Below are 14,589 nucleotides of genomic sequence, written 5' to 3'. Positions count from 1 at the left end.
CCGCTGTTGCCTTTATAGGCAGGCGGGGGTTTTAATGTTAATGAAAATGAGCCTCTGTTCATCTGTGTTTATACCAAATTAAAAGCTTTGGCCAGCAGACGGTAGGACTGAACACGTTTATTGAAGTCATGAATGGAAGAAACGACCAGTAATTCATCGGTACGATACTGCTCAGCCAGTCTTAGCAGCTGTTCCTTGCACTGCTCAGGAGTACCAACAACTCGCCATGCTGCAGATTGGCGCAGCCGTTCACGATCAAATTCTGTATAGGGATAGGACATGGCTGTTTTCACCGATGGAAGAGAATTCATTTCTTTACCCTGCATGAGTAAAAGGAAATACAAACTAGCACTGGATGCCAGCTGCTCAGCTTCCTCTTCAGTTTCAGCGCAGGCTACCGTAACTGCCGCCATGGAGTGAGGCTTATCTCCTAAAATCGAAGGCATGAATTGCTCGTGGTAACGCGCGGTAGCTTCTACGCCGCCCGGAGTACCGAAAAATTGGGCAAAGGCGTAGGAGGCACCCATCATCGCGGCCAATCTGGCGCTCTCCCCGCTGGAGCCAAGCAACCATAATTCAGGAACGGTTGATATCATCGGGGAGGCATGAAGGCCAGCAAACCGATGATTGTCAGGCACCGAATCATGGAAATAGTCGATTAAATCTAGAATCTGCTGTGGATATTGTTCGACAGCTTGGTATTTCCCTTCCTGCAATGCGCGAGTAGCCAGCGGCAAGCCGCCTGGAGCACGTCCTATTCCCAAGTCAATGCGTCCAGGGTGGAGCGCCTCCAGTAACCGGAAGTTTTCAGCTACTTTATAGGCGCTATAGTGTGGCAGCATAATGCCGCCTGAACCCACACGAATCCGCGATGTGTGAGCAGCCAAATGGGCAATCAATACCTCGGGACTGGAGTGTGCTAGTGTTTTGGACGCATGATGCTCGGATACCCAATAACGGCTGTACCCCAGTTGATCAGCTTCACGCGCTAAATCTGTTGTATTAGACAATGCATCTTGAGCAGAACCGCCTTCAGGAATATGAGACTGGTCCAGTATACCCAGTTTAAGCATTTTACAATCACCTCTTACACAACTGTATCAAACACAACCCATTTGGTCAAAATTCAAAACTGGATAGGTTGGAGTTTGGGCATCTTTTCGTTATAATAAAGGATGCATAAGGGATGAGAGAACATCTCTGCTCATGGAGAGGGGATTACATTTGTGTTAAGAACACCTTTAGGGCGTGTCCGGCTCATGCTCTGGATTCAAGCCATAGCGTATTTGGCGATACTATTCACCCACCAGCCGCTGCAAGCTGCGGGCATGACCCAGGCGGTTATGGTGATTGGTAACATATACCGGGTGAGCTTTCTGTTGCTCCTCGTCGCTTTAATCTATGGAAAAACCGCACTGCATTGGCCTTTACGGCGGCCTCTTTTCATTATGTTTGCATCCTTCATTCCGTTTGGTCTAATGATTATGGATTTTGTTTGGGTGCGAAAATGGACAGGGGATTCGACAGCAGAACAGAGAACTGCATCGTAAACTTTACAGGAGAGGTGCTTCGCTGTGAACTGTCGAGGAGCTTGTCTATGGAAGCGAGATTGGCTCCGATGCAGTAGAAAGAACATTACGCAGATGGATGCGTGGTGTTCTTTTTTTATGCACCGGAGGAAACCGTTAACTCAATGTAATGCTAAGGTTTGAACTAAAAATTCAGCCGTCTTGCGTCTGTGGAAACCTTCAACCCAATGTCCCGTGAATGGATAAATTTCAATCGTCTTTGGTGATTCAATGCGGTTGTAAGCAGCGAAAATCGTCTCTGGCATACACACTGTATCCTTCAACCCTACAGATACCATGACAGGGATACCAATGCGATGAGCTAGATTCATCACGTCAAAATAACTCAATGTATGTAGTACCTGCTCCAAATGCTCGGGGAAGCGGTTTGCGAATTCGGCAGCTTCTGTCAGTGAACTGGTAGAATTCATCATGCCAAAATCCATATGACACATATTGGGAATATCCGCTACCGTCGTAGCAACTTTATCGCTGAGCGCAGCCACCATTAATGCAAGTCCACCGCCCTGGCTGGCGCCACTGATTGCGATTTTAGCCGAATCGACGTCGGCTTGCTCCGCCGCCCAGTCTACGGCTCTAAGGGCATCGGTTGTTATCGTTTTGTAGTAGCAGGTATCCTTGTCCAATATTCCTTTCGTGACCCAGCCTTTAACGGTTCCGTGAGGGTCATTCCGACGGTCCCCCGTTTCTCCTCCCTGACCACGAACATCTACCGCCAATACAGCAAAACCAAGCATTAGCCAAGATGAATAATCTTCAGGATAGCCCTTTCCGCCTGTGTAGCCATGAAACAGAACGATGCATGGCAGCTTCTGATCTCCTGCAAATCGGGGACGTACATACCAGGCATGCAGAGGCGTATCATCGATCCCCTCAAAAGTGACCCGATAGGCCATCATATGAGGATACGGTGTTTCTACGGGCGTTTTGAATGCACGTACAGGTTTGGCGTGAACTTCTTTCAGTGTTTTGTCCCAAAATAAATTCATATCTTTAGGGGTGGTAAGATCGGGAACGTACTGCTTCAATTCGGCAATTCTTTTTTCAATAACATTCATAATCAAAAATTCTCCTTCATATAGAATGAGTTCTCTTAGGCATTACTCGGTAAAGTGGATTTCTCCAGCTCGCTCAGCAGTTCAAATGCTCTTTCATTAGTGTCTCCGCATGTATCCTTATCCGCATGAAAGCCACTGCATACAGCAGGACGCTCAGGTTTTCCAAATAATTGGCAGCGGTAATCAGGCGTGAGTTGAGGGCAAGGAACACCAGCGGGTTTTCCGTCTGGCATGCCGGGAATAGGGGAAGAAATCGTAATGGCAATGCAACATGCAGCACATCCTACTCGACACTCCAGAGGGGGTCACTCCTTAATAATCTGTTATTTTTGTAACCTATGCATGAAGTGACTTCAGTGAAGCCATAATGTGAGGATGGCACAAAAAAAGCAGGAATACAAGGATAAACGGATAGGAGACACACTTTTCACACAAAGAGCATAAATAATCTGGGAGGCACGTAGGATGGTATCAAGCCCCCAAATCAGCGTACCATTGAGTGGTAATATTAACCATTTGGTCTCTGTGTGTTCAAAAGGAGTTCGAGTGGTTAATAATAGAACACAACGATAAAAACTAAAACGAGGTGACGCAAAATGAGTTGGTTATGGGCATTGATTGTTGGTGGTATTATTGGTTGGTTGGCAGGAATTATCGCAGGTCGTGATGTTCCGGGTGGTGTGATTGGTAACATCATCGCTGGTTTTATCGGTGGATGGTTGGGTAGCTTGATTCTGGGAGACTGGGGTCCTGAAATCGGATCGTTCTACATCGTTCCTGCATTAATTGGTGCGATTGTGCTAGTCGTGATTGTGAGCTTGATCTTCCGTTCCGTTGGACGGAGCAGAGGCTAACTTTACGAATTATTGAATAGACCCGTCCCGATGGGGCGCGAGTTAAAAATGGAAAAAAGCTGCTTCCGCAAGGATCACAAATGAACCTGTGGGAGCAGCTTTTTTTTGAGATAAAGTTACATAGTTTCTATTGAAATCGTCTGATATGAGGAACAATTAGCACGCCCAGCACGATACACATGCCGATGGTTGCAAACATACCAATGGTGAGGATACCGCCAAGCTTGTCCGCCACGGCACCTACGGCCAGATAGCCGACAGGAAGCAGTGCGAAGGAAAACATCAAATCCAGACTGGCTACACGTCCAAAGGATTCAGCGGGAACTAATTCCTGCAGGCTTGTCTCCCAGATGATCGCAAAAATCATAATACCAAATCCTTCGAGCATCATGCTCATAATCAATCCTGGCATCCAGGTGACTATGGACAACAGCAGTAAGGCAAGACCGCTGACAAAAGCTCCTAAGTAAGCGAGCAGACCGCGGTGTTTCCAATGCTTGCGTGATCCATACACAAAGGCTCCCAACATGGCACCAATGCCACTACTTGCCATTGCGATGCCGTATACGACTGGATTATAGCCATGATGCACCTTGAACAGCCATGGGATGAGCACAGCGATAATACCTGAATAACAGATATTAATGAAAGAAAAGGCGAGTATCGTAATCCATAGCCAAGGATGGCTTTTAAGAATAGCAAAACCTGCTATAAAATCCTTGAGAAAATGTTGTCCACCCTGATCTTCCTGTTCTGAACCGGTCTGACGTTTGCCGATGATGGAGGCCAAATGAGCACTTAGCATCCAAAAACAGGCAAATGATACCAGGTAAGCGATAGAATCCAGTCCAAAGCCGACACCGGGAGAGGAAAAGGATACAATAAAGCCTCCTAGCGGAGGACCGAGTAGACGAACAGCTTGTATGCTGATTTGACTTAGCGCATTGGCAGCATTGCGGATGTCCGGTGTAAACACTTGTGCACGTAAGGCTGAATAAGCCGGATTAAAGATACCATCCATCAATCCGTACAACGCAAGGCCAACGAATAGGAACGGCAACTTCATCCCGTCCGTAAACATCAGCACCGAAGCAACGAACATCAGACCAAAGCGGGCGACATTCGTGAACAGAAGGAGGCGAATTCGGTCAATTCTGTCCACGATCATTCCTGCAAAAGGAAGAATAAGTACATTTGGCAGCATATAAACCGTCATCGCCAATCCCATGATGGTGGTCGAGCCTGTCAGAGAATAGATAACCAGTGGCAAAATGACTGTCGTGACGGAGCTTCCTAACATCGCGATCCAATGTCCAAGCCATAAGAGGGTGAACGCTTTGGATTGTTTTAAAGGTGAAGTAAAGGTAGCCCAGGCCGAGTGCCTTCCTTCAGGGGATAAAGTTGTATTTTGGGTATCCATGATCACACTCCGGTAAATATTTCTAATCTGTATATTAAAACCTATTATACGAAATCTCTTATGTAATGGTACACAAAAAGTTGCTGCGAGGGGAGTGAAGATGAATAGCCAGCCTATGATGGAGTCAACCTAGAATAGCATTAGATGATAAAAAAATATAACTTACCTTTTGGATAGGGATTATTGGATAAAAGCATTGACGTGCGAAAATGAATGATGTACTATTCAATGACCAGCCTGTGCTAGGTTATCAAGAAAAAGGGAAAGAGTGTGGATAACATGAAAAAATTTAGTTTTTTACCGATTGTACTCATCGTGATGGCATTGCTGGTTTCGGCTTGCGGCAACAATGATAAAGGCGCTAGCACGAATGATGCATCTACCGGAGGGAACGGTTCTAATAATGGAAAAGCAGATACAACGGCTGCAGCTACCCTTGAATCTGTAAAAGCGAGTGGCAAGCTGAAAATTGGTACGGAAGGTACCTATGCTCCGTTTACGTACCATGATGCTGCTGGCAAATTAACAGGCTTTGACGTCGATATTGCAACCGAAGTAAGTAAGCGGCTGGGTGTGCAACCGGAATTTATCGAGACACAATGGGACGGAATATTTGCAGGCTTGAACTCCAAGCGGTTTGACGCAGTATTCAATGAAGTGTCCATTACAGATGAGCGTAAGCAAAAATATGATTTCTCCGATCCATATATTGTCTCCAAGGCGGTTCTGATCGTGAGTGATGATAATACGGACATCCAAAAATTTGCTGATTTAAAAGGTAAAAAGGCAGGGCAATCCCTGACTAGCAACCTGACTCAAATCGCAAAAAGCAACGGGGCGGAAATTGTAGCAACCGAAGGATTCAACCAAGCTATTGACCTCCTCACTTCCAAACGGGTAGATGCGACCGTCAACGACGGATTATCCTATCTGGATCTGAAAAAGCAAAAGCCTGATGCTCCAATCAAAAAGGTGGACGAATCTTCGGATGCTTCACACAGCGCAGCAGTATTTAATAAAGGTAGCGAAGATTTGATCAAGGAAGTCAACAAAGCGTTGGCTGATATGAAGGCTGACGGTACGTATCTGAAAATTTCTGAAAAATATTTTGGAGCCGATGTGTCCAAATAATAAAGGATGTCTGTACAATGGATGATCGCCAAATACAAATTATTATGGATTCATTATTGCCTCTGCTAAAAGCAGGGGTTTCTTTTACGATTCCGCTCACACTGATCTCATTTGCTCTGGGACTTGTGCTGGCGCTAATCACTGCACTCGCCCGGTTGTCCAAATGGAGAATACTCAAGCTGATCTTCGGCTTCTATGTATGGGTGATTCGAGGAACTCCATTGCTGGTGCAATTGTATATTATTTTCTACGGTTTACCTTCTGTTGGTATTACACTGGACCCGTTTATTGCTTCAGTGATCGGCTTTACGCTTAGCGTGGGGGCCTATAGCTCTGAAATTATGCGTGCCGCTATTATTTCCATTCAAGAGGGTCAATGGGAGGCGGGATATTCCTTGGGGATGACACGCTGGCAAGTGCTGCGGCGGATCGTGCTTCCTCAAGCTTCCCGTGTATCCGTACCCCCGCTTGCCAACTCATTCATCAGCTTGGTAAAGGATACCTCACTGGCTGCCACCATCACCTATGTGGAAATGTTCAGAACGGCTAATCAGATTGTAGCTACCACCTACGAACCGCTATTAGTATATACCGAGGCTGGAGTTATTTACCTGCTATTTAGCACGATATTGACTGTGCTGCAAAATGATTTGGAAAAGCGTCTCAGCCGTTTTTCCATTAGATAAAGGAGATTGTACCGGTGATCCAAATTCGGAATATACACAAGTCGTTCGGCTCGCTGGAAGTGCTTAAGGGGATTGACGTGACGCTCGATAAGGGGAAAGTGCTTGTGATTATCGGTCCTTCCGGTTCTGGTAAAACAACGCTTTTACGCTGCTTGAATTTGCTGGAAGTTCCCGATCAGGGAGAAATTCAGGTAGGTGATATTGCCCTGAATTTTGCGAAAGGAACGAAGCCTCGACAAGAAAACATTTTGGCGCTGCGTAAGCGGACAGGGATGGTATTTCAATCCTACAACCTCTTCCCGCATATGACTGCGATACAAAATGTGATGGAGGGGCAAGTCACGGTTCAGAAAAAAAGCAAGGACGAAGCGCGCAAACGTGCATTGGAGCTGCTGAAGAAGGTGGGATTGGCTGATAAAGCGGAATCCTATCCGCATCAATTGTCGGGAGGACAGCAACAACGGGTCGGTATTGCCCGGGCAATGGCGGTCGAACCTGAGGTGCTTTTGTTCGACGAGCCCACCTCTGCTCTTGATCCCGAGTTGGTAGGTGAGGTGCTCAAGGTTATAAAGCAATTGGCTGCCGAAGGAATGACGATGGTTATTGTCACCCATGAAATGAAATTTGCGGCAGAGGTTGCGGATCATGTAATCCTGATGGATCAGGGCGTAATCATTGAACAGGGTACGCCACATCAGGTGCTGGAGCAGCCGACCAGTCCACGGGCCATCCAGTTTTTGAATCGACTGAGTGGGGAAACGGAATAAACTGAACAGAAAGGCAGCTACAGCCGGGGGTTAAAAATAACGCCAAGGCCAGTAGCTGCCTTTTATCCATCAGCAGTCCTCTTTTATTTCACTTTAATTTTTAATGTAATCAGAAAGGTAATCAAAAGAATACAACAGCCTGTTAGGAATGGAGCGAACATATTCGCATCAAATAAAAATCCCGCTAGAGTAGGACCCAAAATATTCCCCACACTCATATAGGCATTGTTCATACCAGCTACATATCCTTGCTCATTGCCTGCCATCTTCGACAATTGTGTATTAAGAGCTGGACGAAGCATAGCTGTGGCAAAGAAAATAAGGGAAGTCACAAGAAAGATACTCCAAAAGTCTTTGGCGAAGAGAAATAAAATATAAGCAGCAGAGGTGGAGAGAAGCGAGCCTTTGATCAACCTTTTTTCACCAAACTGCTTGATCATTTTAGCAACAACTAATGCCTGCATACCGACACCGATCACAGCACCTGCCGTTAGAAGGATTGAAATATGTTGCGGTGAGAATTGGAAGCGATCCGTTACATATAAGCCAAGAACGGATTCAAAGTTAGCGAGTCCAAAAGTCATCACCAGGACAATGACAAAGAACATCGCATATTTTGAATTTAATGATCTTGCATACTGTTTGAAAATAGACTCTCTTTGATGATGAATGGTTGCCCGTGCTGCCTTCATTTGTTCTTTCGATAAGCTTTCAGGTAAATAAACGATTGAAAAAATAACTGCAATCATAGCTGTACCTGTTGCTGTATACAGCGGCACTCTCGTTCCATATCCTGCAAGAAGGCCGCCAAGTCCTGGACCAATGACAAATCCAAATGACATCGCTGCCGCTAGCAAGCTATTTCCTTTGGCACGTTCTTCGGTTGTTGTAATATCAGCTACATATGCCAGCATGGGTGGAATAATCAGGGCTGCTGCAACTCCTTCCAGAAGTCTTGAGGTGTACAGCATCCACAGCTCATCCCCAATAGCAAACATAAATTTAGCTACAGCAAAAATAATAACACCTACGACGATAAAAACTTTTCTCCCATATCGATCAGACAGCTGTCCAGTTATGGGAGAGAGCAAGAATTGCGTTATGCCATAGGCTGCTACCAATAAACCGATGGTTCGCCCACTGGCACCAAATTCAATGATCAATTCCGGAAGAATAGGGGTAATCAAACCAACGCCGACCATCACAATGAATATATTAATCATGAGAATTACGAGTATTCTTTTCATACAAAAAAACCTCCTTATCCATTAGTTCTGGATAGGAGGCAGACATACGAACAAGAAGATACACTGCTCCCGTCAAAGAAGCAATGCTCTTATCGTTAATACCCAAAAGCCTACACTAATCCTATCCAGAAAATTCGTAAGATTACGTTTTTTCTTTGAAAATAGGATTAGTAGATCATTGGCTTAAGGTCACCCTTTCGGTACTTTATTGTTTATCATCGTAACATAAATTTCATAATGAGGCAATAAAAGGATGGATTAGAAAAACCCAACTCTTCCCTCGGAGACATTTTTTAGCCAGTCCTGCTTGCGGCTTTTATCAAGCTCGCCTCGCATGCCTTTAATAATCAGCTCAATATCGGCTTTTCCTTGCTCATGCCATTCCAGAGCCGTACTGACATATAGTTCTCCGAGCTGAGCCAGGGAGAAGCCGTCCGTCATCGCTGCCGCCTTCTGTGTACCTGTCTCACCTGCAAAAACAAGGAAGTTACGCAGTTTAAGATACGCCAGTCGCAGCGCTTCATCAGGCAAACTGATTTCATAAGCTCGATCGAAGCGGCCCGCCCGGTTCATCAGACCCGGATCGATTTTCTCGGGATAATTGGTCGTTCCGATCAGGAAGATGCCCTCCTTGGATGTAGCGCCGTCGAGCGTATTCAGGAAAAAGGAACGAACCTCCTGAGGCATAGAATCAATGTCCTCAATGACCAGCACCATCGGAGCCAGGCGAGTAGCTGCCTCGAACACCTCTTTGACCGATTCGCTGGTTGTATATTCTGTAATTTGCCAGTAAGCAGCCGGACCCGGTACACTGCTGGCAATTGATTTCACAAGAGTTGTTTTACCGTTGCCCGGATGGCCGTATAGCAGAATCCCACGCTTGTAAGGAATGTTATAAGTCTGATAGAAGGTACGATCTGCTTCAAAAAACTGATCAAGTGATCGGAAGATATCCCGCTTGATTTCCGCCTTCAAAATCACGTCATCCCGTGTAATGGCGCGGGTTATCGGTTCTGCTTGCCGAGAGAGTCCACGGCTTGTATCGGTAAAGACAGTGACACGCTTCATATTTTGCTTGCGTTCACGACCGCGTACGCCTGCGAGGAAGCTTTGCAGCTCCTGATCGCCTATGGCAAATACGTAATCTTCATTGTATACGCCATTTTCACGGAAAAAGGGAACTCGTGCCAGTGCGATCCCCCACTTGGGATAGGCAAATACATTATTACGCATCGACAGATGCACACCATATTCAGGCGTTGGCCCGTCATCGTCATATTGAATGGTGCGTTCCTCCAAACGATCGAAGACCCGTGCCACATGCTCCAAATCAGGGCTGCCTGAACGAATATCCTCCTCCAGCAGATCCCAATATTCAATATTGGGATCATCACTGGCATACAGCTCGTATTTTACGCCATAGCGGTTATAGAGTGCTTCACTAATACCGTCGATCAGACGGGCATAAGCGGCATAACCGGTAATGCGTCCATCTGTTCGTTCGTCAAATTCATAAATAGCTGGGATGTCTATACTCAACATTATTTTGCTCCTTTCAGGGCGGCCAGCGGTCTACATTTGGCTACAACGGCTGCGAGTCCTGCCCCGGTAACACTTTCAATAATATCATCTACATTTTTGTAGGCTTGTGGAGATTCGTCGATAATACTTTCCAGAGATGCCTGGTTGACCACAATTTCGTCGTCTGTCCCTACACCCAGGGCACCTGCAAAATCGTCTACACTTACAAGCCGCTTGGTCGCAGAACGCGAGCGAATACGGCCCGCTCCATGACAAATGGAGTGAAAGTTATCCTGACCGCCCGGTAAACCTACCATAATATAAGAGGCAGTCCCCATTGAGCCGGGGATCAGGGCCGGATGCCCTGTCGCCTGATAAGGCCGCGGATTGTCAGGGTGTCCTGCTGGAAGCGCGCGCGTCGCACCCTTACGATGCACAAACACGCTGCCGTGATCTGGATGGGACTCACTCCAAGCATAATTGTGCATCAGATCGTACAGCGTACGCAACTCGCACTTTGTACCAAAGACATCACGTAAGGCTTCTCGCACGGAGTATGCAATCAGATGTCGGTTCACCACAGCATAATTCAGCGCTGAATACATCATATCCACATAATGTGCTGCCTCGGGATGATCCAGCGGTGCGAATACGAGTCTCGGGTCGGAGGTGCCGAGACCGAGACGGCTCATCGCTTTGGCGATGGCAGATGAACTAGACTGGCTGACTGCTCCACCCCAAGCACGTGATCCGGAATGAATCATCACAGCCACCTGACCGTCGAACATCCCCCAAGCTTCAGCGATTTCTCTATTTTCTTCAGCAATTTCAATCGCCTGAATTTCGACAAAATGATTGCCTCCACCCAACGTGCCGAGCTGTCGATGAGCCCGGTGCCAAGTACGGTCTTCGACGAGATTCAGCACTTCCTCGTCAAAGGAGAACTTACTGTGCTCTACATGAGTCAGTGAGGTAGATTTCTTAGGAGTGTAGCTATCTGGGATATATTTATTAGGTAAGCCATGCAAACCCTTACGTACAATATGCTCCAGTCGTATATCCGAATAATGTCCACGTTGGTGGGCTTCCATCGGCAAGTATTTGTCGATTGTCTTAACCAGCTTGCGGCGCAGCTTGATTTCCTTCAAAGCATCCTTGTGCAGATTGGTCAGGTGTACGCGCATGCCGCAGCCAATATCGCTGCCAACGATGGAGGGAGATACATAGCCGTCTTCCATTCCCCATACCGCAGTTGTACCGATGCAGGTTCCGACGCCTACATGTACATCTGGTGTATATCCCATATAGCGGATACCTGGAATCTGTAAATTGTTATTAGCCATCTCGAACACTTTGTAATCCAGTGAGGAGAAGAGTTGCTGCGAAGCGTACACGGTCAGATCCCCTGCCGGAAGCTTCATCAGGTGGCTGTATGGTCCTTCATGAAAAGATGAGTTGGTCGTAGGTTGTATATTCATAATAAATGGGTGGTTCCCTTCTTCATGTAAATTTATAACATCCTATAAAAAGATTCGAAAAAAACAAAAAAGCCGCAGACTTGTCGTCTACGGCTTCGTGCACCGAAAGTGTCATTACATTTTATGATCAGTACATCATACAGTACATCATAAAAACATAAATAACGTTCTTTCAATAGCATATAAAAATAAAAAAGCCTGGTTCATCACGCCGTCAGACAGCGTGACATACCCATCATGTCGCCCGAACGGGGCCGATGAGACGAAATTTCGAATATGTGATTGTATCATGCTGACTGATTGTCATTATCGTGTAAAGCTTGGTCATGTCTGTCGGCCCCCTTTTCTTAAAGTTAATTGTTATGTTAATGGAAACCTGTGGAAGCTGTCAACCCTGAAAGATAAAAGTGTGGAAAAATGTGACTATACGCATGGTGAAGTGTGAGTAACATCATAGTTCAATTGACCCAAAACTGTTATTGTACTGAATATTCAAATATTCAGATATTGTTGATTGTTATGAAAACAATCTGTGAGGAGGACGGCGCAGGCATGGAAGGAGATCTCCAGAAGTTTAAGGCTGACTTTTTCAAAGCATTGGCTCACCCTCTGCGCATCCGCATTTTGGAGGTGCTGAGTGAAGGGGAACGGAATGTGAACGAGCTGCAGACTGCGCTCGGTTCCGAAGGTTCTGCCGTATCGCAGCAACTGGCTGTCTTACGGGCTAAAAATTTGGTGAACAGCTTCAAGGAAGGCACAACGGTCGTGTATTCACTACGTGATCCGCTCTTAACGGAGCTGCTAGCGGTGGCGCGGCAGATTTTTGACAATCATTTAGTCGAAGCTATCTCGTTGCTGGAAGGAATACGTAACGAGAAGTAATGCTACTACAGAAAAGAAGGGTTACAGGAATGAAGTGGATAGGAAGGTTCGAAGGCTATAACGCAGGGGCTTTACGAAAGGATCTAATTTCTGGAAGCATTGTAGCGATTGTGGCCATCCCGCTCGGTATGGCGTTCGCCATTGCATCGGGGGTAAAGCCGGAATATGGTCTGTACACAACCATTGTAGCGGGGATTTTGATTTCACTGCTGGGTGGGTCCAAATTTCAGATCGGAGGACCTACAGGTGCGTTTATTCCAATTTTGCTGGCTATTGTCATGCAATACGGCTATGAGAATTTGCTTATAGCAGGGTTTATGGCAGGCATCATACTCATTTTAATGGGTGTTTTAAGGCTGGGGGCATTGATCAAGTTCATTCCCAAGCCCGTAACCATTGGCTTTACAGCCGGGATTGCCGTGACGATCTTCAGTGGTCAGATTGCTAACTTTCTCGGTTTGCGTGGGGTAGAGCGACATGAAACTTTTCTGCCTTCGATGGCAGAGCTCGTCCATCGACTTCCTTCACTCAATGTGTATAGTATCCTGACAGCTTGTATCTGTCTTGCTGCGCTTATTCTAGTGCCTAAAAAATGGCCCAAGATACCTGGATCACTGGTCGGCCTGCTCTTGTCAACGTTGGTGGCAGCTTTGCTTTTTCCAGGGCAGGTGGCTACGATTGGCTCTGCTTATGGCGCAATTCCGGCATCATTGCCTGAGCTGCATATTCCTGTGATGACGTGGGAATTGATCGTGAAGCTGTTGCCGCCAGCACTTGTTATAGCAATGTTGGGGGCTATTGAATCGCTGCTTTCAGCGGTAGTAGCTGACGGGATGACGGGAACCCGGCATAACAGCAATCGCGAATTGGTTGGACAAGGGATTGCTAATTTGCTGACACCACTGTTTGGCGGCATTCCTGCGACAGGTGCCATTGCCCGTACGGCCACCAATATCCGCAACAACGCGGTTTCTCCTATGTCAGGTATTGTGCATGGGATCGTGGTGCTCCTCATTCTGGTGCTTTTTGCACCTTATGCATCTAATATTCCGTTGGCTAGTATGGCACCGGTATTGATGGTAGTCGCCTGGAATATGAGTGAGCGCAAGCATTTTGCGCACATTCTCAAAACACGGACAGCGGATTCTATTGTGCTGGTCGTCACCTTTTTGCTGACGGTCTTTACGACGTTGACAACGGCTGTGGAGGTAGGTCTGATTCTGGCAGTTGTATTGTTCGTCAAACGTATGAGCAGTACACTTTCAGTCGATAAGGTGCTACCTGACCCTTCTGTGAAGCATGAAAAAGTAGGCGCACATATGGTTACAGAGCAGCACGATTGTCCGCAGGTGGCTATTTACAATGTGGAAGGCCCCTTATTTTTTGGTGCAGCTTCGACGTTGGAGAACTCAGGTGTAGGGGGACAGACTGGCCACCTGCAAGGGATTTTGTTATTGCGAATGGGAAAGGTCCCTTTTATGGATATGACGGGAGAAGCTAACTTTACCGCATTAATTCACAAGTACCGGAAGTCTGGTGGGACAGTGCTTGTGTCCGGACTCCAGCCCCAACCGCTGGAGTTACTGCGGAAAACCGGATGCTACGACATGATCGGACAAAATCATTTTTTCGAACATACAGGAGAGGCCCTTACGGCAGCTCTTTCAATGGTGGATCAGGATCGGTGCAAGGGGTGCAGGCAAATGGCTTTTAGAGAATGTACGAGCCTGTGTCGCAGAACCCAGGAAACCAAATCTTCCTTTCCAGAAGGAGCCGTTTCGGTTCCCATACCTGTAAATAGCGGCAGATAGCGCTCTTCTACTTATGCTGCTGAATGCCGAAAAACCTCTTTTATTTTCGAAACAAATGCGAGTTTTCTCGGTGCATTTGGTTGCGAATTATAGAAGAGGTTTTTCACTTATTCAAGAAAAAAAGGAATAAAATTCAAAAAAATGC

The 14,589-nt window shown here is 46.5% G+C and carries 14 protein-coding genes; 7 read left to right on the top strand and 7 right to left on the bottom strand.

Translation table 11 applies throughout. The annotated features are described in order from the left end of the window. Positions 1 to 68: 68 nt before the first annotated feature. Complete coding sequence (locus tag G9G57_RS05380; protein WP_016818684.1) at positions 69 to 1,073, bottom strand: LLM class flavin-dependent oxidoreductase; 1,005 nt, start codon at positions 1,071 to 1,073, stop codon at positions 69 to 71. Positions 1,074 to 1,226: 153 nt separating this feature from the next. Between G9G57_RS05380 and G9G57_RS05375 the strand changes: the two genes are divergently transcribed. Continuing rightward, entirely contained in the window at positions 1,227 to 1,550 is a 324-nt protein-coding gene (locus G9G57_RS05375; protein ID WP_016818685.1) for a DUF3817 domain-containing protein, read from the top strand. A gap of 140 nt (positions 1,551 to 1,690) precedes the next feature. Here the strand turns inward: G9G57_RS05375 and G9G57_RS05370 are convergent, their stop codons facing one another. Beyond that, positions 1,691 to 2,647, bottom strand: coding sequence for an acetylxylan esterase (locus G9G57_RS05370; protein ID WP_016818686.1), 957 nt, complete (start codon positions 2,645 to 2,647; stop codon positions 1,691 to 1,693). Between the two features lie 35 nt (positions 2,648 to 2,682). Beyond that, positions 2,683 to 2,946 carry a YkgJ family cysteine cluster protein gene (locus G9G57_RS25795; protein WP_174822001.1) on the bottom strand — a complete coding sequence of 88 codons (264 nt, stop codon included), beginning with the start codon at positions 2,944 to 2,946 and terminating at the stop codon, positions 2,683 to 2,685. 297 nt (positions 2,947 to 3,243) lie between these two features. Here G9G57_RS25795 and G9G57_RS05360 point away from each other — a divergent pair, with 297 nt between their 5' ends. After that, complete coding sequence (locus G9G57_RS05360; protein ID WP_013372531.1) at positions 3,244 to 3,501, top strand: GlsB/YeaQ/YmgE family stress response membrane protein; 258 nt, start codon at positions 3,244 to 3,246, stop codon at positions 3,499 to 3,501. Positions 3,502 to 3,628: 127 nt separating this feature from the next. On the opposite strand, the gene G9G57_RS05355 is transcribed toward G9G57_RS05360, so the two are convergent. Further along, positions 3,629 to 4,921 (bottom strand): MFS transporter, encoded by a 1,293-nt coding sequence (locus G9G57_RS05355; protein WP_025365568.1) that lies wholly within the window; start codon positions 4,919 to 4,921, stop codon positions 3,629 to 3,631. A gap of 279 nt (positions 4,922 to 5,200) precedes the next feature. Here G9G57_RS05355 and G9G57_RS05350 point away from each other — a divergent pair, with 279 nt between their 5' ends. The 3 genes from G9G57_RS05350 to G9G57_RS05340 are packed head-to-tail and all read left to right on the top strand — an operon-like array spanning position 5,201 to position 7,505. Continuing rightward, positions 5,201 to 6,052: an amino acid ABC transporter substrate-binding protein gene (locus G9G57_RS05350; RefSeq protein ID WP_164964614.1), complete on the top strand. Its 852-nt coding sequence runs from the start codon at positions 5,201 to 5,203 to the stop codon at positions 6,050 to 6,052. 17 nt (positions 6,053 to 6,069) lie between these two features. Further along, positions 6,070 to 6,738, top strand: coding sequence for an amino acid ABC transporter permease (locus G9G57_RS05345; RefSeq protein WP_016818689.1), 669 nt, complete (start codon positions 6,070 to 6,072; stop codon positions 6,736 to 6,738). Between the two features lie 14 nt (positions 6,739 to 6,752). Beyond that, positions 6,753 to 7,505 (top strand): amino acid ABC transporter ATP-binding protein, encoded by a 753-nt coding sequence (locus G9G57_RS05340; RefSeq protein WP_025365567.1) that lies wholly within the window; start codon positions 6,753 to 6,755, stop codon positions 7,503 to 7,505. Between the two features lie 83 nt (positions 7,506 to 7,588). On the opposite strand, the gene G9G57_RS05335 is transcribed toward G9G57_RS05340, so the two are convergent. The 3 genes from G9G57_RS05335 to G9G57_RS05325 form a co-directional block, all read right to left on the bottom strand. Then, complete coding sequence (locus tag G9G57_RS05335; protein WP_164964613.1) at positions 7,589 to 8,752, bottom strand: MFS transporter; 1,164 nt, start codon at positions 8,750 to 8,752, stop codon at positions 7,589 to 7,591. A 258-nt stretch (positions 8,753 to 9,010) separates the two neighbouring features. Beyond that, positions 9,011 to 10,294: an AAA family ATPase gene (locus tag G9G57_RS05330; RefSeq protein ID WP_017426772.1), complete on the bottom strand. Its 1,284-nt coding sequence runs from the start codon at positions 10,292 to 10,294 to the stop codon at positions 9,011 to 9,013. Then, positions 10,294 to 11,751 (bottom strand): RtcB family protein, encoded by a 1,458-nt coding sequence (locus G9G57_RS05325; protein ID WP_164964612.1) that lies wholly within the window; start codon positions 11,749 to 11,751, stop codon positions 10,294 to 10,296. The genes G9G57_RS05330 and G9G57_RS05325 overlap by 1 nt, the downstream gene beginning before the upstream one ends. A gap of 552 nt (positions 11,752 to 12,303) precedes the next feature. Between G9G57_RS05325 and G9G57_RS05320 the strand changes: the two genes are divergently transcribed. Both G9G57_RS05320 and G9G57_RS05315 read left to right on the top strand, forming a co-directional pair. Continuing rightward, on the top strand, positions 12,304 to 12,633 hold the full coding sequence (locus G9G57_RS05320; RefSeq protein ID WP_016818694.1) for an ArsR/SmtB family transcription factor: 330 nt from the start codon (positions 12,304 to 12,306) through the stop codon (positions 12,631 to 12,633). A gap of 29 nt (positions 12,634 to 12,662) precedes the next feature. Then, positions 12,663 to 14,444, top strand: coding sequence for a SulP family inorganic anion transporter (locus tag G9G57_RS05315; protein ID WP_164964611.1), 1,782 nt, complete (start codon positions 12,663 to 12,665; stop codon positions 14,442 to 14,444). Positions 14,445 to 14,589: the final 145 nt, after the last annotated feature.

Source organism: Paenibacillus sp. EKM211P, from assembly GCF_011066175.1.
In the GTDB taxonomy this organism is placed as follows: Bacteria; Bacillota; Bacilli; order Paenibacillales; family Paenibacillaceae; genus Paenibacillus; species Paenibacillus polymyxa.
This window is presented reverse-complemented; position numbering and strand designations above follow the sequence as displayed.